At 39.2% G+C, this 22,276-nt stretch carries 22 protein-coding genes; 18 read left to right on the top strand and 4 right to left on the bottom strand.

Annotated elements, in window-relative coordinates; genetic code table 11:
* Positions 1-3 precede the first annotated feature (3 nt).
* The 5 genes from cyoB (at position 4) to GTH24_RS03495 (ending at position 5,369) form a co-directional block, all read left to right on the top strand.
* Positions 4-1,986: a cytochrome o ubiquinol oxidase subunit I gene (gene cyoB, locus GTH24_RS03515; RefSeq protein WP_115350464.1), complete on the top strand. Its 1,983-nt coding sequence runs from the start codon at positions 4-6 to the stop codon at positions 1,984-1,986.
* The gene (locus tag GTH24_RS03510; RefSeq protein WP_072069390.1) at positions 1,986-2,597 is read left to right on the top strand and encodes a cytochrome o ubiquinol oxidase subunit III; all 612 of its coding nucleotides are present in this window, start codon (positions 1,986-1,988) and stop codon (positions 2,595-2,597) included. Before cyoB ends, GTH24_RS03510 begins: the two co-directional genes overlap by 1 nt.
* Positions 2,597-2,929, top strand: coding sequence for a cytochrome o ubiquinol oxidase subunit IV (locus GTH24_RS03505; protein WP_072069391.1), 333 nt, complete (start codon positions 2,597-2,599; stop codon positions 2,927-2,929). The genes GTH24_RS03510 and GTH24_RS03505 overlap by 1 nt, the downstream gene beginning before the upstream one ends.
* Before the next feature lie 11 nt (positions 2,930-2,940).
* Entirely contained in the window at positions 2,941-3,825 is an 885-nt protein-coding gene (gene cyoE / locus GTH24_RS03500) for a heme o synthase (protein WP_164526904.1), read from the top strand.
* 173 nt (positions 3,826-3,998) lie between these two features.
* Positions 3,999-5,369 (top strand): MFS transporter, encoded by a 1,371-nt coding sequence (locus GTH24_RS03495; protein ID WP_072069393.1) that lies wholly within the window; start codon positions 3,999-4,001, stop codon positions 5,367-5,369.
* A gap of 78 nt (positions 5,370-5,447) precedes the next feature.
* On the opposite strand, the gene GTH24_RS03490 is transcribed toward GTH24_RS03495, so the two are convergent.
* A complete protein-coding gene (locus GTH24_RS03490; protein ID WP_072063676.1) occupies positions 5,448-5,939 on the bottom strand; it encodes a YajQ family cyclic di-GMP-binding protein in 492 nt (163 codons plus the stop codon).
* A gap of 227 nt (positions 5,940-6,166) precedes the next feature.
* Here GTH24_RS03490 and panE point away from each other — a divergent pair, with 227 nt between their 5' ends.
* Positions 6,167-7,087, top strand: a complete 921-nt coding sequence (gene panE, locus GTH24_RS03485) for a 2-dehydropantoate 2-reductase (protein ID WP_072069394.1) — start codon at positions 6,167-6,169, stop codon at positions 7,085-7,087.
* Entirely contained in the window at positions 7,056-7,736 is a 681-nt protein-coding gene (yajL, locus tag GTH24_RS03480; RefSeq protein WP_241254018.1) for a protein deglycase YajL, read from the top strand. The genes panE and yajL overlap by 32 nt, the downstream gene beginning before the upstream one ends.
* Before the next feature lie 106 nt (positions 7,737-7,842).
* On the opposite strand, the gene thiI is transcribed toward yajL, so the two are convergent.
* The gene (gene thiI, locus GTH24_RS03475; protein ID WP_072069395.1) at positions 7,843-9,294 is read right to left on the bottom strand and encodes a tRNA uracil 4-sulfurtransferase ThiI; all 1,452 of its coding nucleotides are present in this window, start codon (positions 9,292-9,294) and stop codon (positions 7,843-7,845) included.
* Between the two features lie 201 nt (positions 9,295-9,495).
* On the opposite strand from thiI, the gene xseB reads away from it, so the two are divergent.
* The 11 genes from xseB (at position 9,496) to GTH24_RS03420 (ending at position 20,682) form a co-directional block, all read left to right on the top strand.
* On the top strand, positions 9,496-9,759 hold the full coding sequence (gene xseB, locus GTH24_RS03470) for an exodeoxyribonuclease VII small subunit (protein ID WP_072069396.1): 264 nt from the start codon (positions 9,496-9,498) through the stop codon (positions 9,757-9,759).
* Positions 9,760-10,683: a (2E,6E)-farnesyl diphosphate synthase gene (gene ispA, locus GTH24_RS03465; RefSeq protein ID WP_072069397.1), complete on the top strand. Its 924-nt coding sequence runs from the start codon at positions 9,760-9,762 to the stop codon at positions 10,681-10,683.
* 66 nt (positions 10,684-10,749) lie between these two features.
* Entirely contained in the window at positions 10,750-12,615 is a 1,866-nt protein-coding gene (gene dxs, locus GTH24_RS03460; protein WP_164525952.1) for a 1-deoxy-D-xylulose-5-phosphate synthase, read from the top strand.
* Positions 12,616-13,035: 420 nt separating this feature from the next.
* Positions 13,036-13,455 (top strand): D-ribose pyranase, encoded by a 420-nt coding sequence (gene rbsD, locus GTH24_RS03455; protein ID WP_164525951.1) that lies wholly within the window; start codon positions 13,036-13,038, stop codon positions 13,453-13,455.
* A 7-nt stretch (positions 13,456-13,462) separates the two neighbouring features.
* Positions 13,463-14,971, top strand: a complete 1,509-nt coding sequence (gene rbsA, locus GTH24_RS03450) for a ribose ABC transporter ATP-binding protein RbsA (RefSeq protein ID WP_072069400.1) — start codon at positions 13,463-13,465, stop codon at positions 14,969-14,971.
* A gap of 1 nt (position 14,972) precedes the next feature.
* Positions 14,973-15,938: a ribose ABC transporter permease gene (gene rbsC / locus GTH24_RS03445; protein WP_036932908.1), complete on the top strand. Its 966-nt coding sequence runs from the start codon at positions 14,973-14,975 to the stop codon at positions 15,936-15,938.
* Positions 15,939-15,980: 42 nt separating this feature from the next.
* Positions 15,981-16,871: a ribose ABC transporter substrate-binding protein RbsB gene (rbsB, locus tag GTH24_RS03440; protein ID WP_164525950.1), complete on the top strand. Its 891-nt coding sequence runs from the start codon at positions 15,981-15,983 to the stop codon at positions 16,869-16,871.
* A 78-nt stretch (positions 16,872-16,949) separates the two neighbouring features.
* Positions 16,950-17,876, top strand: a complete 927-nt coding sequence (gene rbsK / locus GTH24_RS03435; protein ID WP_072069402.1) for a ribokinase — start codon at positions 16,950-16,952, stop codon at positions 17,874-17,876.
* 4 nt (positions 17,877-17,880) lie between these two features.
* Positions 17,881-18,891 (top strand): ribose operon transcriptional repressor RbsR, encoded by a 1,011-nt coding sequence (gene rbsR / locus GTH24_RS03430; RefSeq protein ID WP_176694711.1) that lies wholly within the window; start codon positions 17,881-17,883, stop codon positions 18,889-18,891.
* Positions 18,892-19,274: 383 nt separating this feature from the next.
* Positions 19,275-19,610: a zinc ribbon domain-containing protein YjdM gene (locus tag GTH24_RS03425; RefSeq protein WP_072069404.1), complete on the top strand. Its 336-nt coding sequence runs from the start codon at positions 19,275-19,277 to the stop codon at positions 19,608-19,610.
* A gap of 175 nt (positions 19,611-19,785) precedes the next feature.
* Positions 19,786-20,682, top strand: coding sequence for a hypothetical protein (locus GTH24_RS03420; protein WP_115350473.1), 897 nt, complete (start codon positions 19,786-19,788; stop codon positions 20,680-20,682).
* A gap of 65 nt (positions 20,683-20,747) precedes the next feature.
* Here the strand turns inward: GTH24_RS03420 and thiL are convergent, their stop codons facing one another.
* Positions 20,748-21,731: a thiamine-phosphate kinase gene (thiL, locus tag GTH24_RS03415; RefSeq protein WP_072069407.1), complete on the bottom strand. Its 984-nt coding sequence runs from the start codon at positions 21,729-21,731 to the stop codon at positions 20,748-20,750.
* A 103-nt stretch (positions 21,732-21,834) separates the two neighbouring features.
* Positions 21,835-22,251: a transcription antitermination factor NusB gene (gene nusB, locus GTH24_RS03410; RefSeq protein ID WP_072069408.1), complete on the bottom strand. Its 417-nt coding sequence runs from the start codon at positions 22,249-22,251 to the stop codon at positions 21,835-21,837.
* Between the last annotated feature and the right edge of the window lie 25 nt (positions 22,252-22,276).

The raw sequence follows: 22,276 nt of genomic DNA, 5'->3' as shown, positions 1-22,276 counted from the left end.
GGCATGTTCGGAAAATTAACTCTTGATGCAGTCCCGTTGCATGAACCTATTATCGTAGTAACTTTACTCGGTATCGTTCTGGGCGGACTTGCTGTTGTTGGCGCACTAACTTATTTTCGTAAATGGAAGTGGTTATGGAGCGAATGGTTAACCAGTGTTGACCATAAAAAAATTGGTATTATGTATATCATCGTTGCAATGGTCATGATGTTCCGTGGCTTTGCCGATGCCATTATGATGAGAAGCCAACAAGCACTAGCTTCAGCTGGTGAAGCGGGCTTTTTACCTCCTCATCACTATGATCAGATTTTTACCGCACACGGCGTTATCATGATTTTCTTCATGGCAACCCCTTTCGTTGTTGGTCTGATGAACCTCGTAGTGCCTTTACAAATTGGCGCTCGTGATGTGGCCTTCCCTTTCCTAAACTCACTGAGCTTCTGGTTCTTTGTCGTTGGTGTGGTACTTATCAACCTTTCTTTAGGCATTGGTGAATTCGCACAAACAGGTTGGTTAGCATATCCGCCACTTTCAGGCTTAGAGTATAACCCTGGAGTCGGGGTTGATTACTGGATATGGAGTTTACAGATATCTGGTATTGGTACACTTCTAACAGGGGTTAACTTCTTCGCGACTATCCTGCGTATGCGTGCGCCAGGCATGAGCATGATGAAAATGCCAGTATTCTCTTGGGCGGCTTTATGTACTAACGTCCTGATTATTGCTGCATTCCCAATTTTAACCGTTACGATTACATTGTTAACATTAGACCGCTATCTTGGTACGCATTTCTTTACCAATGATATGGGCGGTAACATGATGATGTACATCAACCTCGTATGGGCTTGGGGTCATCCAGAAGTTTATATTCTTGTTCTGCCTGTATTTGGTGTGTTTTCTGAAGTCACGGCAACATTCTCTAAAAAACGGTTATTTGGTTACACCTCATTAGTCGGTGCAACTGTTGTTATTACCGTATTGTCATTTATCGTTTGGTTACACCACTTCTTTACTATGGGTTCAGGGGCTAACGTAAACGCCTTCTTTGGTATCGCCACCATGATCATCGCCATACCAACAGGGGTTAAGATCTTTAACTGGCTGTTTACGATGTATCAAGGCCGTATCGAGTACAAAAGCCCAATGCTATGGACTATCGGTTTTCTAATTACCTTCTCTGTAGGAGGAATGACCGGAGTTCTGCTGGCTGTTCCAGGTGCTAACTTTGTTTTACATAACAGCTTATTCTTAATTGCTCACTTCCATAACGTTATTATCGGTGGTGTGGTATTTGGCTGTTTCGCAGGTATGACTTACTGGTTCCCTAAAGCATTCGGTTTCACACTGAATGAAAAATGGGGTATTCGTGCATTCTGGTTCTGGTTTATCGGCTTCTTTATGGCCTTTATGCCACTGTATATTCTTGGCTTTATGGGTATGACTCGTCGTTTAAGCCAAAATATCAATCCAGAGTTTAACCCAATGCTGTTAGTTGCCGCTGGGGGTGCTGCACTGATTGCTATCGGTATCGCTTGCCAAGTTATCCAAATTTACGTGAGTATTCGTGACCGTGATCAAAACCGTGATTTAACGGGCGATCCATGGGGTGGACGTACTCTCGAGTGGTCAATTTCTTCGCCTGCACCTTTCTACAACTTCGCTGTTGAGCCTAATGTTCAAACTCGTGATGAGTGGTGGGATCAGAAAGAAAAAGGTACAGCTTATCAACGCCCAACCAAATACGAACCAATCCACATGCCTAAAAATACTGGTGCAGGTGTAATTATTTCAGCATTCAGTTTAGTCCTTGGTTTTGCCATGATCTGGCATATCTGGTGGTTAGCTATCGTTGGTTTCGCTGGCATGATTGTCACTTGGATCGTGAAGAGCTTTGATACAGATGTGGATTACTATGTCCAAGTACCTGAAATTGAAGCTATCGAGAATAAGCATTATGAAGAACTGAAAAAAGCAGGTGTGAAATAATGTCTACTCAAACTGTAAATAACACAAACGCCCATGAGCATCATGGGCATCACGATGCAGGAGCGACGAAAGTTTTCGGCTTCTGGATCTACCTAATGAGCGACCTTATCCTGTTTGCCAGCTTATTCGCCACTTATGCGGTGCTTGTTAACGGGATTGCTGATGGTCCTTCAGGTAAAGAAATTTTTAGCTTACCTTTTGTTTTAGTTGAAACCTTCTTACTGCTATTTAGTAGTATCACTTTTGGTTTCGCTATGCTGAGCATGAATAAAGGTAGCGTTAGCCAAGTTAATCTGTGGTTATTTGTTACTTTCTTATTCGGCTTAGGTTTCGTCATCATGGAAGTTTACGAATTCCATGAGCTAATCGCAGAAGGTTACGGCCCAGATCGCAGTGCATTCTTATCTGCATTCTTTGCATTAGTTTCAACGCATGGTCTTCACGTAACAGCGGGTTTAATTTGGATTGTGATCCTAATGATCCAAGTATCACGCCGTGGCTTAACAGAAGTTAACCGTACTCGCTTAAGCTGTTTAAGTCTGTTCTGGCACTTCCTTGACGTTGTCTGGATTTGTGTGTTCACCGTAGTTTATCTGATGGGAGCGATGTAATGAGTCATCCAAATACTTCTCCTTCAGGCGCAAGCCACGGCAGTATGAAGTCTTACCTGATTGGCTTTATTCTGTCTGTTATCCTCACCGTTATTCCATTTTGGATGGTGATGGAAGGAACCGCGACACCAGCAACTATTCTATGGACCGTTGTCGGTATGGCTGTTGTGCAGATTGTTGTTCATTTAGTCTTCTTCTTACATATGAATACGTCATCAGAAGAGCGCTGGAACGTCGTTGCATTCCTGTTCACACTGCTTATTATCGGCATTGTTGTCGTAGGCTCGTTGTGGATTATGTACAACCTGAACATCAATATGATGATGGATTAAGAGTTGTCGCTATGATTAAGCAATACCTACAAGTCACCAAACCAGGAATTATTTTTGGAAATTTAATTTCTGTAATAGGTGGTTTTCTTCTCGCCTCCAAAGGTGAGATTGACTATCCCCTATTTGTCGCGACTCTACTTGGGGTGTCTCTGGTCGTTGCTTCTGGTTGTGTTTTTAACAACTATATTGACCGTGATATTGACCGTATCATGGAAAGAACGAAGAACCGCCCATTAGTTAAAGGATTAATTGACCCTCAAATTAGCCTAATTTATGCCTCAGTATTAGGTATTGCAGGTGTTGTGTTGCTCTATGTAGCAGCCAACCCGCTTGCAATGTTTATCGCTGTATTTGGTTTTATTATTTATGTTGGGGTTTATAGCCTCTATATGAAGCGTAAATCTGTTTATGGCACACTGATTGGAAGTTTATCTGGCTCTGCTCCCCCTGTTATCGGTTATTGTGCCGTTAGCGGTGAATTTGATGCGGGCGCGGCAATCCTATTACTTATCTTTAGTTTGTGGCAGATGCCTCACTCTTATGCCATTGCTATTTTCCGTTTTAAAGACTACCAAGCAGCTAATATTCCGGTATTACCCGTTATTAAAGGGATCTCAGTCGCTAAACGCCATATCATTCTTTATATTCTGGCATTTATGATTGCAACCTTAATGCTGACATTAGTTGGATATGCGGGCTATAAATATCTAATAGTTGCTTCTGCCGTCAGTATTTGGTGGTTGGGCATGGCTTTATCCGGTTATAAAGCAACCAATGATAAAGTGTGGGCACGAAAATTATTTATTTTCTCTATTGTGGCAATCACTTCATTAAGTGTAATGATGTCGGTTGATCCAACAAGCTCAACAGAAACTGTCTTTGCTTATTTAAGATAATGTATTTACTAAAGTAACCAAAAGACCAGTCAGCCTTCTGACTGGTCTTTTTTTATCCTGTTTTGCGACTAAAGAAGATATCAGTACAGTTTTGACTTTTTTGCATCCCATTTATTGATTAACCTCGTTATAAAATGTCATTACAATGGGGCATCAGTAATACGAGGTAATCCATGAATGATAATAAAATGACCCCATTAGAGCGCAAAGCAACATGGGGACTAGGCACTGTTTTTTCTCTTCGCATGCTTGGCATGTTTATGGTACTCCCTGTTTTAACCACTTATGGGCTTCAGCTACAACACGCAACAGAATCACTCATTGGATTAGCCATCGGTATTTATGGATTAACACAAGCGGTATTCCAAATTCCTTTTGGTATTTTCTCTGATAAATTTGGTCGAAAACCTATGATTGTTTTCGGCCTAATTATTTTTATTGTCGGGAGCCTTATTGCAGCTCTTAGTGACAATATTTACGGCATTATTATTGGTCGAGCACTACAAGGTGCTGGAGCTATATCAGCCGCAGTTATGGCTTTACTCTCCGATTTAACTCGGGAACAAAATAGAACAAAAGCAATGGCCTTTATTGGTATCAGCTTTGGAATTACCTTTGCTTTAGCCCTAGTTTTAGGGCCTGTCTTAACACATATTTTTGGTTTACATGGACTCTTTTGGGGGATCGCCCTACTCGCCTTTGGTGGAATTATTATTACGCTTTTTACCGTTCCCAATAGTGAACATCATATTCTTAATCGAGAATCTGGTTTTGTCCGTGGCAGTGTAAAAAAAGTCTTATTTGATGCACAGCTTCTTAAGTTGAATATGGGTATTTTTTCACTACATACTTTATTAATGGCGGCTTTTGTTGCGCTTCCTCTAGTTATGAGTAGCGCAGGTTTAGCAAAAGAAAGGCACTGGATCGTTTATCTCGTCACCATGCTTATCGCCTTTATTACCGTATTACCCTTTATTATCTACGCAGAAAAAAAACGTAAAATGAAACAGGTTTTCTTATTCTGTATCTTTTTACTGATTATCGCTCAAATTATTTTAATAAGTTCTGGCTTTAGTTTATGGCTAATTATTGCTGGCATTCAGGTCTTTTTTATTGGCTTTAATATTATGGAAGCACTACTACCTTCATTAATTAGTAAAGAAGCACCTGCTGGCTATAAAGGTACTGCAATGGGAATTTATTCCACCAGCCAATTTTTAGGTGTGGCATTGGGCGGTATTTTAGGTGGATGGCTTTATCAGCATTATGATGCACAAATCGTATTTCTAGGTTGTTTAGTGATTGGTATTATTTGGTTTTTGATTAGTTTAACCTTACGTCAACCCGCTTATGTTAGTAGTTTACGTGTTGAATTACCGTCTAATCTATCTTTAGAACAGCAACAAAAACTACAACAAATATTTAAACAACAACCAGGTGTTAATGAAGTTGTGATTATTGCTGATGAGCAAAGCGCCTATATAAAAGTGGACACTAAACAAACACCGAGAGCAACATTAGAGTCTTTAATTCCTTCGGTTTAACTCACAATCAGTTTGTCGAATGAAAACAAAAATGCGCTGTTTATTCAGCGCATTTTTTATGACTAAATGGATAAATTGTTAGTCACGGAAGTTATTAAATTGGAATGGCTGTCCTAGCTCACCTTCTCGAACTAATTTCATTACAGCTTGTAAATCATCACGAGATTTACCAGTTACTCGAACTTGTTCACCTTGGATTTGAGCTTGTACTTTTAATTTACTGTCTTTGATCAGCTTAACAATTTTCTTCGCTAATGCAGTATCAATACCTTGTTTTAAGGTCGCTTCTACACTGTACATTTTTCCGCTGTGAGTCATTTCTTCAGGGATATTTAATACTGCACCATCGATCCCTCTTTTTGCCATTTTCTCACGCAGAATATCTAATAATTGCTGAACCTGAAATTCAGATACGCTGGTTGTTTTCACTGACTCTGCTTTTTCGTTTAATTCAAAACTGGCTTCGACATTACGAAAATCCCAACGAGTAGTCAGTTCACGTTGTGCGTTTTCTACCGCATTACGCACTTCATGTAAGTCAACTTCAGATACGATATCAAAAGATGGCATTCTTTCTTCCTCAATAAATAAATACAACCCAAATAATAGCTTCTTTTAAGGTTGCAAAAAAGCATTGCACATTCAATAACGACTTTATCACTCAAATTCATACTGATAGTAAAGAGCAAACATACTTTAAACAGAGAAGCACAATCAATGTTATAATTTCAGAAAGATAGTCTAGTGACAGCAGGTCACCGCCTTACTCTATTACGATTTTCAAAAGAAGAGGCACAATGAAAATTACCGTTTTAGGATGTGGTTCAATAGGTAAACTTTGGATCGCCGCGTTAACACTTCAAACTCACGAAGTACAAGGCTGGCTAAGAGTGCCACAACCTTTTTTAGATGTGAGCGTCGATAATATTAATGGTGAGCCTTTTTATCAGCGCATTATCGCGAATCAGCTTGAATGGTTAAAACAAAGTGAATTACTTATTGTTTGCTTAAAATCGTGGCAAGTCTCAGATGCTGTAAATGCGCTTCTACCTTATTTATCTGCACAATGTCCTATCTTATTAATTCATAATGGTATGGGAACTGCTGATGAATTAACAGCAACACAACATTCTATCACTAGACCAATTTTGCAAGGCATTATTACTCATGGAGCTTATCAACAAGGCCAGCACGTTATCCACACAGCTACAGGTATAACACATATTGGCCCATTAAATAGTGCTGCCCAACAATACAGTCATTTAGCAGAAATACTACATCATGCATTACCCGATGTCGCTTGGCACAATGATATCCACACCATTAGTTGGCTAAAACTTGCGGTTAATTGCGTGATTAATCCATTAACTGTTTATTATCAGTGTCGTAATGGAGATTTATTGCGCCACCCTGAGCATATTCACAAAATTTGTGATGAAGTTTATCAAGTGATGGAGCGCGAAGGTGTTATCCCAACGTCTAAAACACATCTGCATGGCTACATTATTGATACCATAGAACAAACAGCAAATAATTATTCATCTATGTATCAAGATGTGAAATATCAACGCCATACAGAGATTGACTATATTACCGGTTATTTATTACGTCGGGCGTCAGCGCAAGGCCTTGTCTTACCGGAAAATAACCATCTTTTTCAATTTATTAAACAACAGGAAGGCAATTATGACCATATCAGCGATCATCTGCCTAGCTAATGGAAGTGAAGAAACCGAAATCGTGACCACGGCAGATTTATTAGTCAGAGCCGGTATTCATGTTGTACTTGCTAGCGCAGAAGATGATGTTGATGATCTTGTTATCACTTGTTCTCGAGGTATTAAACTGGTCGCTGATGCGCCTCTAGTTCGTGTTGTTGATCATCTCTATGACGTTATTATTCTCCCCGGTGGATTACAAGGTACTGAAACATTAAGAGATAGTCCTCTAGTGGTCGAAAAAGTACGTCGCATGCACAGTGAAAATAAACTTGTGGCCGCGATTTGTGCTGCCCCTGCAATAATTCTTGAAACTCATAATATTTTCCCTATTGGGAATATGACGGGCTTCCCTGCATTAAAAGATAAAATATCACCCAAAAAGTGGGTGGATTATCGTGTCTATTATGATGAAAGAGTTAATTTAATTACTAGCCAAGCGCCTGCAACCTCTATCGATTTTGCACTAAAAATTATCGAACGCTTAAAAGGTAAAGAAGCTGCAGCTGATGTCGCCAAGCAACTCGTATTGCCACCCGGTATTTATAATTACCAAGATGAATTTACAGGCTTTGGGGATAAGCATTTTGTAAAAAATATGGGCTCGCACAATCACCATGATGATGGCCAAGCAATAAGAGCGAAGTAATCATCTGGAGAATGGCAGCGACATTCCCCAACATAAAAGTTGTATAATTAAAAAAAAGCCACTTTTCAGTGGCTTTTTTTATTCGCAAGATCAAATCGTTAGCATATTATTTTTTACGATACACTTTAATGTTTTCAAATCCTTGCTCACGTAAATAAAGTGCTTGTAAGCGACTCATCATTCCGCGATCACAATACAATAAATAGGTTTTTGCTTTATCTAAATCACCAAACTGCGTGCTGAGTTTATAGAATGGTAACTCTTTAACATCAATGCCATCCATTTTTAATGGTGATGTTTCTTGCTCTTCGGGGGAGCGAATATCAAGAATAACGTCATTTGTACCGAATTCGGAGACCATTTCAACTTCTGTGACTTGTTGTACAGTTTCTTCGGCAATACGACGAATATCCATATTCTTAGCATTTTCAACAACGCTATCAAGAATAGAAAAATCAAACTTCTCTTCTTCTGCTTCAATTTTCGCTTTAACAGCTTTCACTGTTGGGCTTTTTGAAATTACCCCACAGAATTCTGGCATTGTGCGAGCAAAATCTTCTGTGCCAATTTGACGTGCAATATTGATAATGTTTTCTTTATCATGAGTGATAAGAGGACGTAAGATTAACGTATCTGTCGCATTATCAATTAAACGTAAATTAGTTAAAGTTTGACTAGAAACTTGGCCTAAGGCTTCACCCGTTACAATTGCTTGAACACCATAACGCTCTGCCACTCTTGATGCTGCACGCACCATCATACGTTTTAGCACAACGCCCATTTGCCCATCATCGACCTTTTCTAAGATTTCTGCGACAACAGGCTCAAAGTCAACCGCAACGAAATGCACTTTATGAGAACGACCAAAGCGATTCCATAAATAATGCGCAACTTGTTTAACGCCAATTTCGTGCGCTGAGCCACCTAAGTTAAAGAAACAATAGTGAACTCGGCTACCACGACGCATTAGCATATAGCTTGATACACCTGAGTCATAGCCACCAGAAATCAGCGATAAGACATCTTCTTGCGTACCAATTGGAAAACCACCAATACCTTCATAGCGAGCATTAACTAAAATAAGTTTATCGTCTTCAATTTCTAAATTAATGGTGACATCAGGACGAGTTAACTTCACTTTCGCGCTTTCAACGTGTTGGTTAAAACCACCCCCCACATAACGCTCAACTTCATTAGAAGTAAAACTGTGTTTACCACGACGTTTTGCACGAACACAGAATGTTTTGTTTTCAACTAAATGCTTAAATGCTGCAAAAGTTTGCTCAAAAATATTATGTAAATCGGTATAAGGATGTTCTTCGACTTGTAAAAAGTGGTGAATACCAGGAATGCGTGTTAATGCATCACATACTGCTTCACTTTTACTTTCATCTTTACTCACAACCACAATGTTATCCCAATTACGGACAACTGTGATTTCATCGCCGATTGTATTTAATACATTACGGATATTGCTAGTGAGGATTTTGATAAAACGTATACGAACAGATTGGCTTTTGATCGTAATTTCGGGGAATAATTTAATAATAAACTTCATAGTCAATGGTCATAGGTTATTAAATAGAAACATAAACTACAGTGATGTAAATTGACTGGAGTTTATAAAAGTCACAAAGTATATCACCAATATTTAGGGCTCACCCGCAAAAATCATCGACTGAATAAGAAATTTTCATCTTACTTGTAGTAAGATGATCGCTATTATTCAGCGCTAACATGCTTTATTATCAAATATACTATGGCTAAAAAAACGACATCAATTAACGAAGACATCGCAAAAGCACCAAGTTTTGAAGCATCCATGCAAGAACTTGAGCAAATCGTAAACCGCTTAGAATCCGGTGAACTCCCTTTAGAAGAAGCGCTTAATGAGTTTGAACATGGCGTTCGACTAGCCCGTGTTGGACAAAAAACATTACAAGATGCTGAACAGCGTGTTCGTATTCTTCTAAAAGAAGACGACAATGCAACTCCTGATGATTTTACCCAAGAGGCAGAATAATTGAGTAACGCAACTTCAAGTACGGATGCGTTCCGTCATAAATTAGATTCCGCCCACCAGCGTGTCGATGATGCGTTAAATCAAGCGCTCTTAGCTTTACCATTTACTGACATGCCTCTAGGTAAAGCCATGCATTATGGCGCTCTTTTAGGTGGGAAGCGCTTACGTCCTTTCCTTGTTTATGCTGTTGGCGAGATGTTTAAAGTCCCTGCGCTAAACCTTGATGCTCCAGCAGCTGCTGTGGAATGTATTCACGCTTATTCCCTTATTCATGACGATTTACCTGCGATGGATGATGATGATCTGCGTCGAGGTAAACCAACATGTCATATCGAATTCGGTGAAGCTAACGCTATTTTAGCGGGTGATGCACTACAAACTCTGGCTTTTGAGATCTTAGCAAAAAACCCAATGCCCGATGTCTCAATAGCTGATCGCGTTGCAATGATTGCTGAATTAGCTACAGCGAGTGGTCTTGCAGGTATGTGTGGAGGTCAAGCACTTGATCTTGAGGCCGAAGATAAATCAATTGATCTTGCATCTCTTGAAAAAATCCATTTACACAAAACAGGTGCATTAATTCGTGCGGCTGTACGTTTAGGTGCATATAGTGCAGGTTCTAAAGGCCATGATGTATTACCTGCATTAGATAAATATGCTCACTCCATCGGCCTTGCATTCCAAGTGCAAGATGACATTTTAGATGTCATCGGAAGTACAGAAGAAACTGGAAAACGACAAGGTAGCGACCAAGAGTCAGGAAAAAGTACGTACCCAGCCCTCCTTGGTTTAGAACGAGCTCAAAAGAAAGCACAGGAATTGTATAACGAAGCACTGGATGCCTTAGCGTTTCTTGAGCAATACGAGTACGATACAACCACGCTTAAACAATTAGCAAGTTTTATCGTCGAACGGAAAAACTAATAAAAAATAAAGAGAGCAGCTTACCTGTTCTTTCCCTATTACAAGTGATTAATTAATAGGCATCACATGAGCATTGATATCGAAAAATATCCCACATTGGCGTTGGTTGAAACACCAGAAGATTTACGCCTATTACCAAAAGAGAGTTTACCTAAACTCTGTGATGAGCTAAGGCTATTTCTTCTTAACAGTGTAAGCCGCTCAAGTGGTCACTTCGCCTCAGGTTTAGGTGCTATTGAGTTAACGGTTGCTCTTCATTATGTCTATAAAACCCCTTTTGATAACCTCATTTGGGATGTAGGTCATCAGGCATATCCCCATAAAATCTTAACTGGTCGCCGTGACCGTATTGATACCATTCGCCAAAAAAATGGACTACATCCCTTCCCTTGGCGAGAAGAGAGCGAATACGACAAACTTTGTGTCGGTCACTCTTCAACCTCTATCAGTGCAGGTTTAGGTATGGCTGTTGCCGCCGAACAAGAAAAACTGAATAGAAAAACAGTTTGTGTCATTGGTGATGGCGCAATTACTGCGGGCATGGCTTTTGAAGCGATGAACCACGCGGGTGATATTGAACCTGATATGCTCGTTGTTCTTAATGATAACGAGATGTCGATTTCAGAAAACGTTGGTGCATTGAATAATCACCTTGCACAATTGTTATCTGGCAAACTGTACACCACCTTGCGTGAAGGTGGAAAAAAGGTCTTTTCTGGTATTCCACCAATTAAAGAATTACTGAAAAAGACAGAAGAACATATCAAAGGCATGGTCGTTCCTGGCACCATGTTTGAAGAGTTAGGATTTAACTATATTGGTCCTGTTGATGGACATGATGTTATTGCATTAGTACAAACCCTCGCGAATATGCGTGATCTAAAAGGTCCTCAACTTCTGCATATTATGACCAAAAAAGGTCGTGGCTATGCTCCTGCTGAACGTGATCCTATTAGCTGGCACGCTGTACCAAAATTTGATCCACAAACAGGGACATTACCTAAAAGCCCTAATGCACGACCTACGTTTTCCAAAATTTTTGGTGACTGGTTATGTGAAGAAGCCTCAACCGATCCAAAACTGATGGCAATTACCCCTGCAATGCGTGAAGGTTCTGGTATGGTGCGTTTCTCAAAAGAGTACCCATCACAATACTTTGATGTGGCGATCGCGGAACAACATGCCGTTACTTTTGCAGCAGGTTTAGCAATTGGTGGTTATAAGCCGATTGTTGCTATTTACTCGACGTTCTTACAACGTGCTTACGACCAAGTGATCCACGATATTGCGATTCAGAAACTGCCTGTTTTATTTGCCATTGATCGTGGTGGTATTGTAGGAGCAGATGGTCAAACTCACCAAGGTGCTTTTGATCTCTCATTCTTACGTTGTATTCCTAATATGGTTATTATGGCACCAAGCGACGAAAACGAATGTCGTCAAATGCTTCATACCGGTTATCACTATCAAGATGGTCCTGTTGCCGTACGTTATCCAAGAGGCTCCAGTATTGGTGCGCAATTGCAACCACTTAGCCCACTCCCTATGGGTAAAGGTATTATTCGTCGCCAAGGCAAAGGTATTGCGATCCTAAACTTTGGTACATTACTACCTGAAGCATTAGAAGTCGCTGAAAAGTTGGATGCCACTGTGGCTGATATGCGATTTATCAAACCTCTTGATAAATCACTTATCCTTTCTCTTGCTGAGCAACATGATATGTTGGTGACACTAGAAGAGAATGCCATTATGGGTGGTGCTGGCAGTGGAGTTAATGAATTACTCATGCAAGAGCGTTGCTTAGTGCCTGTCTTAAACCTCGGTATTCCTGATTTGTTTGTACCACAAGGTGGACAAGAAGAGATCCGAGCGGACTTAGGACTTGATGCCGTTGGTATTGAAAAATCTATTACGGATTATCAAGCTAAATAACGTCTAAAATGCCCGTATTAAACGGGCATTTTTCTATGCCCATAACTTACCAAAACGACTATTAACTCTTTGATTACTAATTCTTCTGTTCATTTTTGAATTACAATTTGCTCTATCTATCCCATACAGCCTATTTACATAAGAAAAGCTTAATAAAAAGTTAAATCTAGTACTATTATTACTCAAACTCCTCTATATAAGATGTAACCTATAACTCATATTTTATGAAAATCATTGCAAATAAAGCATTTTCCTATTGAATCCATTCAGCGCTAATTTATTCAGTCAGTTAGATTTTTCTTTCTTTTTGTTGCCCAACGAAACGTTTCGATCGCGCTCACAATCTGAATAAATCAGACTTGTTTTCCCCTTTTTCTTTTCTACTATATAAACAGCGAAACGTTTCGCTGAGGAGGAAATATGAAAAAAGGCGTATTACTAAATAGTCCTATTTCTAGCGTAATTTCACGTTTAGGACACACTGACAAAATTACCATTGCAGATGCCGGATTACCCATTCCCTCTTCTGTTGAACGTATTGATCTTGCTCTAACACAGGGTATTCCTGACTTTATGTCAGTATTGCAAACAATCACTCATGAGATGCAAGTTGAAGCAGTCATGCTGGCGGAAGAAATTAAGACCATTAACCCCATCCTTTTTAAAGAGATAGTCTCTTATCTTAATTTATTAGAGCAAGAACAGAAGAAATCCATTCAAATAACGTATGTTTCACATGAAACATTCAAAAGACAACTTACTGAAAATAAAGCTGTTATTAGAACAGGTGAATGTACACCTTATGCCAATATTGTGTTGTTTTCTGGTGTGACTTTCTGAGGACAATATGAAACCTTTACTTGAGCTTAAAGATATTGATAAGTCATTCCCTGGTGTAAAAGCACTATCAGGTGCTACTTTGCGAATTTATCCCGGTCGAGTGATGGCCTTGGTGGGTGAAAATGGTGCGGGTAAATCAACACTGATGAAAGTGCTTACAGGCATTTATAAAAAAGATGCAGGCGAAGTTATTTATCAAGGTGAGCATTGCTCCTTCAATGGTCCTAAATCATCACAAGAAGCAGGAATAGGCATTATTCACCAAGAGCTTAACCTTATCCCAGAATTAACCATTGCAGAAAATATCTTCTTAGGCCGTGAGTTCACACGTGCTTTTGGGGCTATCGATTGGAAGAAAATGTATGCTGAGGCTGATAAGTTATTAGCTCGATTAAACCTCGCTTATAGCAGTCACCGTTTAGTATCTGAATTATCGATTGGCGATCAGCAAATGGTGGAAATCGCCAAAGTTCTCAGTTTTGGTTCTAAAGTCATTATTATGGACGAACCTACAGATGCATTAACCGATACAGAAACTGAATCTCTGTTTAGTGTTATTCGTGAACTAAGAGATCAAGGTTGTGGCATTGTTTATATCTCACATCGTTTAAAAGAGATCTTTGAGATTTGTGATGATGTCACTGTACTGCGAGATGGTCAGTTTATTGGTGAAAAACCCGTTAGCGCATTACAAGAAGATACGCTTATTGAAATGATGGTTGGCCGTAAATTAGAAGACCAATATCCTCGTATCAACATTCCCCAAGGCAAAACCAAACTCAATGTCATTAACCTCAGTGGTGAAGATGTTCACGATGTCAGTTTCTCATTACATGAAAGTGAAATTCTCGGTATCTCAGGTTTAATGGGGGCTGGTCGTACAGAATTAATGAAAATTATCTACGGCGCATTGCCCAAAACCAATGGCACCGTAGAACTCGATGGAAAACTCTGCCAAATCAAAAAGCCGGTTGAAGGATTGGAACAAGGCATTGTTTATATCTCTGAAGACAGAAAACGAGATGGCTTAGTGCTAGGTATGTCAGTGAAAGAAAATATGTCACTGACCGCACTTCGTTATTTTAGTCGTGGCATGGGAGTGCTCAATCATAAAGAAGAGCAACTTACTGTCGGTGATTTTATTAAATTGTTCAATATAAAAACCCCCTCAATGGATCAAACAATTGGTTTTTTATCCGGGGGAAATCAACAAAAAGTGGCTATCGCAAGAGGCCTGATGACTCGCCCCAAAGTGCTTATTCTTGATGAACCCACTCGTGGTGTAGACGTTGGTGCTAAAAAAGAAATTTATCAACTAATTAATAAATTTAAACAAGAAGGATTAAGCATCATCTTAATTTCTTCTGAAATGCCTGAGGTAATGGGAATGAGTGACCGTATTTTGGTGATGCATGAAGGGCGTATTAGCGGTGAGTTTTCAGCTCACAATGTCACACAAGAAATGCTAATGGCGGCCGCTGTTGGTAAACAATATGACGCTAAGGTAGGAGTTTGATATGAGCACAAATTCAATTCCAGCGTCAAAACGTTGGTTCTCAAAAGCATGGCTATTAGAGCAAAAATCACTGATAGCATTACTACTTCTGATTGTTGTCGTTTCCACACTCAGCCCTAATTTCTTTACCTTAAATAATATCTTCAACATTCTCCAACAAACATCCGTTAACGCCATAATGGCGGTTGGCATGACCCTTGTTATTTTAACCTCTGGTATCGACTTATCCGTGGGTTCATTACTTGCGTTAACTGGCGCTGTCGCAGCATCTATGGTTGGCGCTGATGTTAATGCCCTTGTTGCGGTTGTCGGCGCATTAGCACTTGGTGCAGCTATTGGTGGTGTAACAGGCATTATCGTAGCAAAAGGTAAAGTTCAAGCCTTTATTGCTACGTTAGTCATGATGTTATTACTGCGCGGTGTTACCCGTGTTTATACCGACGGCAGTCCAATTAATACTGGATTTAGCGATAATGCTGATCTCTTTAGCTGGTTTGGTATTGGTCGTCCATTTGGTATTCCAACCCCAATCTGGCTCATGATGATTGTCTTTTTGAGTGCATGGTATTTATTACATCATACCCGTTTAGGTCGTTATATTTATGCGCTTGGGGGAAATGAGTCGGCAACACGTCTATCCGGTATTAGCGTCGATAAAATAAAAATTATTGTTTATGCACTTTGTGGTTTATTAGCTGCCCTTGCTAGCGTAATTGAAGTTGCTCGCCTTTCATCAGCACAACCGATGGCAGGTAATGGTTATGAGTTAGATGCCATTGCTGCGGTTGTTCTGGGTGGTACAAGCCTTGCAGGTGGTAAAGGCCGTATTATCGGTACATTAATTGGTGCACTTATTCTAGGCTTCTTAAATAATGCACTAAATTTATTAGGAATATCATCAAACTATCAAATGATAGTAAAAGCGGTGGTCATCTTACTTGCTGTTTTGGTAGATAACAAAAAATAACTCTCTATTCTCTTAATCCGAACCCCGACAGGAACTTATATTATGAAACTCAAAAAAATGGCGACACTTCTTTCTGTTGTTGCGTTAAGTGCCACAATCAGTGCTAACGCGTTTGCAAAAGAATCTATCGCCCTTGTTATCTCTACACTCAATAATCCATTCTTTGTTACCATGAAAGACAGTGCACAGAAAGAAGCAAATCGTTTAGGTTACGATTTAGTTGTACTTGACTCGATGGATAACCCAGCTAAAGAGCTTGCTAACGTGCAAGATTTAACCGTAAAAGGCACACGCTTAATGCTCATTAACCCAACAGACTCAGATGCTGTAGGTAATGCAGTTATTTTAGCGAATAAAGCTAAGATCCCAGTTATCACGTTAGACCGTGTTGCAAACAAAGGTGATGTTGTCAGCCATGTTGCTTCTGATAATCGCCTTGGTGGCAAAATGGCGGGTGATTATATTGCCGAAAAAGTAGCTAATGATGCCAAAGTCATTCAACTAGAAGGGATCACCGGAACTTCTGCATCTCGTGAACGTGGTGAAGGATTTAAACAAGCTGTTGATGCCCATAAATTAAATGTACTTGCAAGCCAACCCGCTGATTTCGACCGTACTAAAGGTCTTAACGTGATGCAAAACCTATTAACTGCTTACCCTGCGGTGCAAGCTGTTTTCGCACAAAATGATGAAATGGCATTAGGTGCATTACGTGCATTGCAAACTGCGGGTCGTACCGATGTATTAGTGATTGGTTTCGATGGCACAGACGATGGTATCAAAGCGGTAAACCGTGGCATGTTAGGTGCAACCATCGCTCAACGCCCGGTTCAAATTGGTATCATCGGCATTCAAACCGCTGATAAAATTCTCAAAGGCGAAAAAGTGGATGCAACAATCCCAGTCGAACTTGAGTTAGTTATTAAAAAATAACAACAACAAATGCCACGGAGTGATATTGCTCCGTGGTGACTTTGATCATTAAACATGTTTTCACAAGGATAAAAGGCTATGACAACACCTCGCCTTGCTGTTCTAGGTAGCATTAATGTTGACCACATTATGAATATTTCACAATTTCCAAAACCCGGTGAAACCATTATTGGTCATCAATACAAAATAGCCTTTGGTGGTAAAGGTGCAAATCAAGCGGTTGCTTGTGGTCGTAGTGGTGCTGATATTACCTTTATTGCTTGTGTTGGTGATGATGCGATTGGTAGTGAGATAATTTCACAACTTAAAACAGATAATATTCATATCGATGCAATTAGTATTATTCCGCAAACACCAACTGGTGTTGCAATGATCCTTGTTAATGAGCAAGGCGAAAATGTAATTAGCATCATTGCAGGTGCTAATGGCGCACTAACCCCTAGACATCTTGAGCAATATCATCATGTTATTGAACATGCTGATGCCTTATTAATGCAGTTAGAATCACCGTTAGATACCGTATTTGAAGCAGCTAAACTGGCAAAGTCACATCATACAAAAGTTATTTTAAACCCTGCTCCAGCTCAACCTTTATCTGATGAATTTCTGAGTTTTATTGATGTTATCACCCCAAATGAGACAGAAGCCGAAATATTAACAGGTATTTCTGTGCATGATGAAGCAGGTGCGGCTAAAGCCGCCGATATTTTACATCACAAAGGTATCAAACAAGTACTGATTACATTGGGTAGCCGTGGAGTCTGGTTTAGTGAACAAGGAAAAGGCATGATAATTCCTGGATTTCGTGTCGAAGCTGTTGATACCATTGCCGCAGGTGATACATTTAACGGTGCATTTGTCACAGCAATATTAGAAGGCAAACCTTCTGTTGAGGCTATTCGTTTTGCCCATGCAGCAGCAGCCATTGCAGTTACACGTCATGGTGCGCAATCTTCAGTTCCTTGGCGTCATGAAATCGAATCATTTTTAGCAGAGCGAGCATAGTACTTTGGCAACAATGAAAGATGTCGCCCGTTTAGCGGGCGTTTCAACATCAACAGTCTCTCACGTTATCAATAACAATCGTTATGTCAGTGAAGGCATTCGTAAAAAGGTTAATGATGCTATCGAAACCTTAAATTACGCGCCTTCAGCTTTAGCACGCAGTTTAAAAATGAACTGTACTCACACTATTGGTATGTTAGTGACAGCTAGTAGCAACCCTTTCTATGCAGAAGTTGTGCGTGGTGTTGAACGCAGTTGCTACGAAAAAGGCTATAGCCTAATTTTATGTAATACCGAAGGGGATTACGAGCGCATGGATAGTAGCCTTGAAACGTTGCTACAAAAACGTGTTGATGGCTTATTATTGATGTCAACAGAAGCCAGAGCGCCCTCTCATGAAGTACTAAATCGTTATCCTCGTTTACCTATGGTCATGATGGATTGGTCTCCATTCGAATACGGTGGAGATATTATTCAAGATAACTCCCTGCTTGGGGGAGAAATCGCCACCAATTATCTGATTGAAAAAGGCTTTACTGAAATTGCCTGTATTGCAGGCCCACAAGATAAACTCCCAGCTAAACATCGTTTGCAAGGCTATTACAATGCGATGCAAAAAGCAGGACTCACTATTCGAGAGGAGTTTGTGTTAACCAGTGATTTTGAATTTGCGGGTGGGTTTAGCGCGATGCAAGAATTACTCTCACATTCTGTCTTACCACAAGCAGTTTTCACCTGTAATGACGCAATGGCTGTTGGTGCTTATCAAGCTATTTATCAAAAAGGTTTGCGTGTACCTGATGATATTTCAGTCATGGGTTATGACGATATCGACCTAGCCTCTTATATGATCCCTCCTCTTTCTACCATTCACCAACCTAAAGATGAATTGGGTAAACTTGCTGTCAGCCAATTATTACATCGTATGGAAAATATCGATGCTGATGACAATGTTTTGGTGCTTACACCCAAACTTATAGAGCGTGGCTCAGTGAGTCATTTTGTAAAACCATAATAAGAAGATTAACACTATTATTGATGATGCTCTCTTTTAAGATGGGGGCATTTATTTTTAGTTATATTTATAAAATTATCACTTTAATATCATTAAATTGGGAGATATTTAAAACCACCTTTATTTATCTTTATTTTCCATTTAACTCTCTATATTTGTTCTACTTTTTCTCACTTTCAAGCCATAACCTGTGAAAGATGCAAATTTTCATCAAATCTATTATACTATCGCCCTTTCGCATTATCTGATGCCGGATCATTTAGGGCATTACTTTAAAATTTTTATGCTTAAACGATAATGTGTCCTTTAATTTATGGGGCAAGTGTTATCCTCATTTTGACGATTAATCACTTCCCATTTTGATAAAATTTGAGAGTATTATTATGTCATTACCTTCTTGTCCTAAGTGCAATTCAGAATACACCTATGAAGATGGTGCAATGTATGTTTGCCCTGAATGTGCACACGAATGGAACGATGCTGAACCTGTCGTTGATAACGATGAGTTAGTAGTTAAAGATGCTAACGGAAATTTATTAGCTGATGGCGATTCAGTGACCATGATTAAAGATCTGAAAGTTAAAGGTAGCTCAACCATGCTAAAAATCGGTACTAAAGTAAAAGGTATCCGTTTAGTAGAAGGCGACCATAATATTGATTGTAAAATTGATGGTTTTGGGCCAATGAAATTGAAGTCTGAATTTGTGAAAAAGAATTAATATAATAGATTATTAATAATTTTTTTAAACTTATATTTAGATATTAAAAAGGCGCTAATAAAGCGCCTTTTTAATATCTATTAAGTATTTAAATAAAAAATATATTTTCACTTTTCTCTCTCAGCACTATAGAATAATTAAATTCTTTCTTAATTAGATCATAGTATTATAAGTAATGACTACAATTATTTCTCAGAATTTAGCTTTTGTCGCTTCCGATAGGTTGTGGACCGATAATGATGATAATCCAGCTCCTCCACCTTTTAAAAAATTTTATGTTCTTGAAGATAGCATCATATTTTATTCAGGTTATGTTAATGCCATATTAGCAATATTGGCATTTTATCTTGGTGATGATATAGGAATAGATGAAGAATATGCAGAATTAATAGGTATTCTTTCAATTATGGATAAAGATACTTGTGAGTTTATTGAAGTAGATAAATTAAATGGAGAAGTAGTCCATTCTCAAGGAGCGACTATACAAAAAGATGATAACTATCTTTTTTATGGCGCAGGTTCTGGCTCTGAATATGCTATGGAATGCTATATAAATAATATTCAAATTATCAAAAATGGCGGTAATAACTATGATTTTAGTAAGCATGGTGATAATTTAATAAAAATAAGTATGATTACCGCATCTACAAAAGATACATGTTCAGGTAATGACTTTGATTCGATAAAATGGATAAGAGAAGATCAAATTTTAAATCAGCTTAATTGGCTAGATACAGAAACAATAGAGCAATATAATCAAAAAATTATCGACTTAATTAGAAAAAACTGTGGAGATAAAGAAGAGCTCCGTGAATTAATAATTATGATGGATGATGAACAAGCAAGAGAGCGAGAAGAATTAGAACGAGAAATCAAATCTATTGACAGTTCATTACCTCATAAGCATAATCCTATAAAGGATCAACAGATAAAAGGGGGTTCTCATATGAGTAATATAACCCAACAAAAAAATAGAGTTGCAACAAAAACTTCAGGCTCAAACAAGGGTGTTGTGCTAGATCTAGCTTCATTAAAAGAACGCATTGCTAAACGAAAAGCACAAAGAGCCTAGTTAGTATTCTCTTCAAATATATGACGAAAAGGCGCTAATTAAGCGCCTTTTTAATTGAGGTAAGATTACTCATTACTCTCACTAAAATGATCAAACCCTTTCAGATTAGGGTGGACATCTTTACCATCACGTAAATAACGAATACCTTCAGCAATCGGCATAATTTGCCCTATGCAATGAAAATCAGCACCAGTATGTGCTAACGCGATTTCAAGTGCGCCTCGATTAATTTCAGGTACAGTAAAACATAATTCATAATCTTCACCACCACTTAATGCCCAAATTTCGGCCTGCTCTGGACTGACGGCTTCTTTCATTGCATCAGAGTACGGTAGAGCATCTAAATTTAAGCGAGCACCACAACCACTTGCGGTGAGAATATGATTCAAGTCTGAAATAAGTCCATCAGAAATATCAATTGCTGAAGTTGCTAAATGACGTAATGCCTGACCTTGTAATAAACGTGGTTGAGGGCGTAAATGTCTAGCGACAAAATAATCACTGTGCTCTTTTTTCGTTGGCTGTAGTCTATTTTGTAGTACGGCAAGTCCCGCAGCACTATCGCCTAAAAAGCCAGTAACATAAATCCAGTCACCAATTTTAGCACCAGAACGCAATAATGCCGTTCCTTGAGGAACCAGTCCTTGGATTGTGATTGTTAAACTTAAAGGGCCACGCGTTGTATCACCACCAATTAACTGAATGGCGTAATAATCGGCTAAAGCAAAGAAAGAACGGCTAAAAGCTTCAAGCCAATCACAATTTGTCTCAGGAAGTGTTAAAGCAAGTGATGCCCATGAAGGATCAGCCCCCACGGCAGCTAAATCACTAATATTTACAGCCAGCGCTTTATAGGCTAAATCTTCAGGTGAGATAGAAGGAAGGAAATGAATGCCACTAACTAAAGTATCGGTACTAATCGCAACTTGCTGCTTTTCAGGTACTGTCAATATTGCGCAGTCATCCCCAATTCCTGTACTAACATCTTTGCGTTTTACAGGCTGTGAAGTGAAATATTGTTTGATAAGGGAGAATTCACCACAAGGCATTATCAATTTCCTATTTAGCTGTGCCGACTAAACTCGTTTTATTAAACAAAAGGCCGGAAATACCGGCCTTGAATTATTTACCATAGAGGAAACGTGAAAAACGTTATTTTTTACGTCGTACTGTTGGTGCCGCTTTATCAAGCACGCCATTAACAAATTTATGGCTATCGTCAGCACCAAATACCTTAGCAAGTTCAATCGCTTCGTTAATCGCAACTTTGTAAGGAACATCTTCGCGGAAGCTTAGTTCAAACATTGCTAAACGTAAAATTGCTTTTTCAACTTGACCAAGCTCTTCAAGTTGGCGGGATAAATAAGGCTCCATTGCCTTATCTAAACGTGCTGCATTAATGGCAACACCCACTAAAAGCTCACGAAAATAAGCAATATCTACACCTTGGGTATCCTGCTCGGATAAAAACTCCAATTCCACATCCGCGATGTCATTTCCGGATAATTGCCATGAGTAGATAGCCTGAACAGCACACTCACGAGCACGACGACGAGCAGCAGGTTTCACAAAATTCCCCTTTAGTTAAAACAGA

This window comes from Proteus vulgaris, assembly GCF_011045815.1.
Lineage (GTDB): Bacteria > Pseudomonadota > Gammaproteobacteria > Enterobacterales > Enterobacteriaceae > Proteus > Proteus vulgaris_B.
Note: the sequence above shows the minus strand (reverse complement) of the source record. Positions and strands in the feature narration are given on the sequence as shown.

What these genes read in the sequence shown, in the direction of transcription:
- GTH24_RS03505 (WP_072069391.1), top strand. Translation starts at nt 2,597, where the DNA reads ATGAGTCATCCAAATACTTCTCCTTCAGGCGCAAGCCACGGCAGTATG.
- panE (WP_072069394.1), top strand. Translation starts at nt 6,167, where the DNA reads ATGAAAATTACCGTTTTAGGATGTGGTTCAATAGGTAAACTTTGGATC.
- rbsD (WP_164525951.1), top strand. Translation starts at nt 13,036, where the DNA reads ATGAAAAAAGGCGTATTACTAAATAGTCCTATTTCTAGCGTAATTTCA.
- thiL (WP_072069407.1), bottom strand. Translation starts at nt 21,731, where the DNA reads ATGCCTTGTGGTGAATTCTCCCTTATCAAACAATATTTCACTTCACAG.
- GTH24_RS03495 (WP_072069393.1), top strand. Translation starts at nt 3,999, where the DNA reads ATGAATGATAATAAAATGACCCCATTAGAGCGCAAAGCAACATGGGGA.
- xseB (WP_072069396.1), top strand. Translation starts at nt 9,496, where the DNA reads ATGGCTAAAAAAACGACATCAATTAACGAAGACATCGCAAAAGCACCA.
- dxs (WP_164525952.1), top strand. Translation starts at nt 10,750, where the DNA reads ATGAGCATTGATATCGAAAAATATCCCACATTGGCGTTGGTTGAAACA.
- cyoB (WP_115350464.1), top strand. Translation starts at nt 4, where the DNA reads ATGTTCGGAAAATTAACTCTTGATGCAGTCCCGTTGCATGAACCTATT.
- thiI (WP_072069395.1), bottom strand. Translation starts at nt 9,294, where the DNA reads ATGAAGTTTATTATTAAATTATTCCCCGAAATTACGATCAAAAGCCAA.
- rbsC (WP_036932908.1), top strand. Translation starts at nt 14,973, where the DNA reads ATGAGCACAAATTCAATTCCAGCGTCAAAACGTTGGTTCTCAAAAGCA.
- rbsA (WP_072069400.1), top strand. Translation starts at nt 13,463, where the DNA reads ATGAAACCTTTACTTGAGCTTAAAGATATTGATAAGTCATTCCCTGGT.
- cyoE (WP_164526904.1), top strand. Translation starts at nt 2,941, where the DNA reads ATGATTAAGCAATACCTACAAGTCACCAAACCAGGAATTATTTTTGGA.
- GTH24_RS03510 (WP_072069390.1), top strand. Translation starts at nt 1,986, where the DNA reads ATGTCTACTCAAACTGTAAATAACACAAACGCCCATGAGCATCATGGG.
- rbsB (WP_164525950.1), top strand. Translation starts at nt 15,981, where the DNA reads ATGAAACTCAAAAAAATGGCGACACTTCTTTCTGTTGTTGCGTTAAGT.
- GTH24_RS03490 (WP_072063676.1), bottom strand. Translation starts at nt 5,939, where the DNA reads ATGCCATCTTTTGATATCGTATCTGAAGTTGACTTACATGAAGTGCGT.
- yajL (WP_241254018.1), top strand. Translation starts at nt 7,056, where the DNA reads ATGACCATATCAGCGATCATCTGCCTAGCTAATGGAAGTGAAGAAACC.
- GTH24_RS03425 (WP_072069404.1), top strand. Translation starts at nt 19,275, where the DNA reads ATGTCATTACCTTCTTGTCCTAAGTGCAATTCAGAATACACCTATGAA.
- rbsK (WP_072069402.1), top strand. Translation starts at nt 16,950, where the DNA reads ATGACAACACCTCGCCTTGCTGTTCTAGGTAGCATTAATGTTGACCAC.
- GTH24_RS03420 (WP_115350473.1), top strand. Translation starts at nt 19,786, where the DNA reads ATGACTACAATTATTTCTCAGAATTTAGCTTTTGTCGCTTCCGATAGG.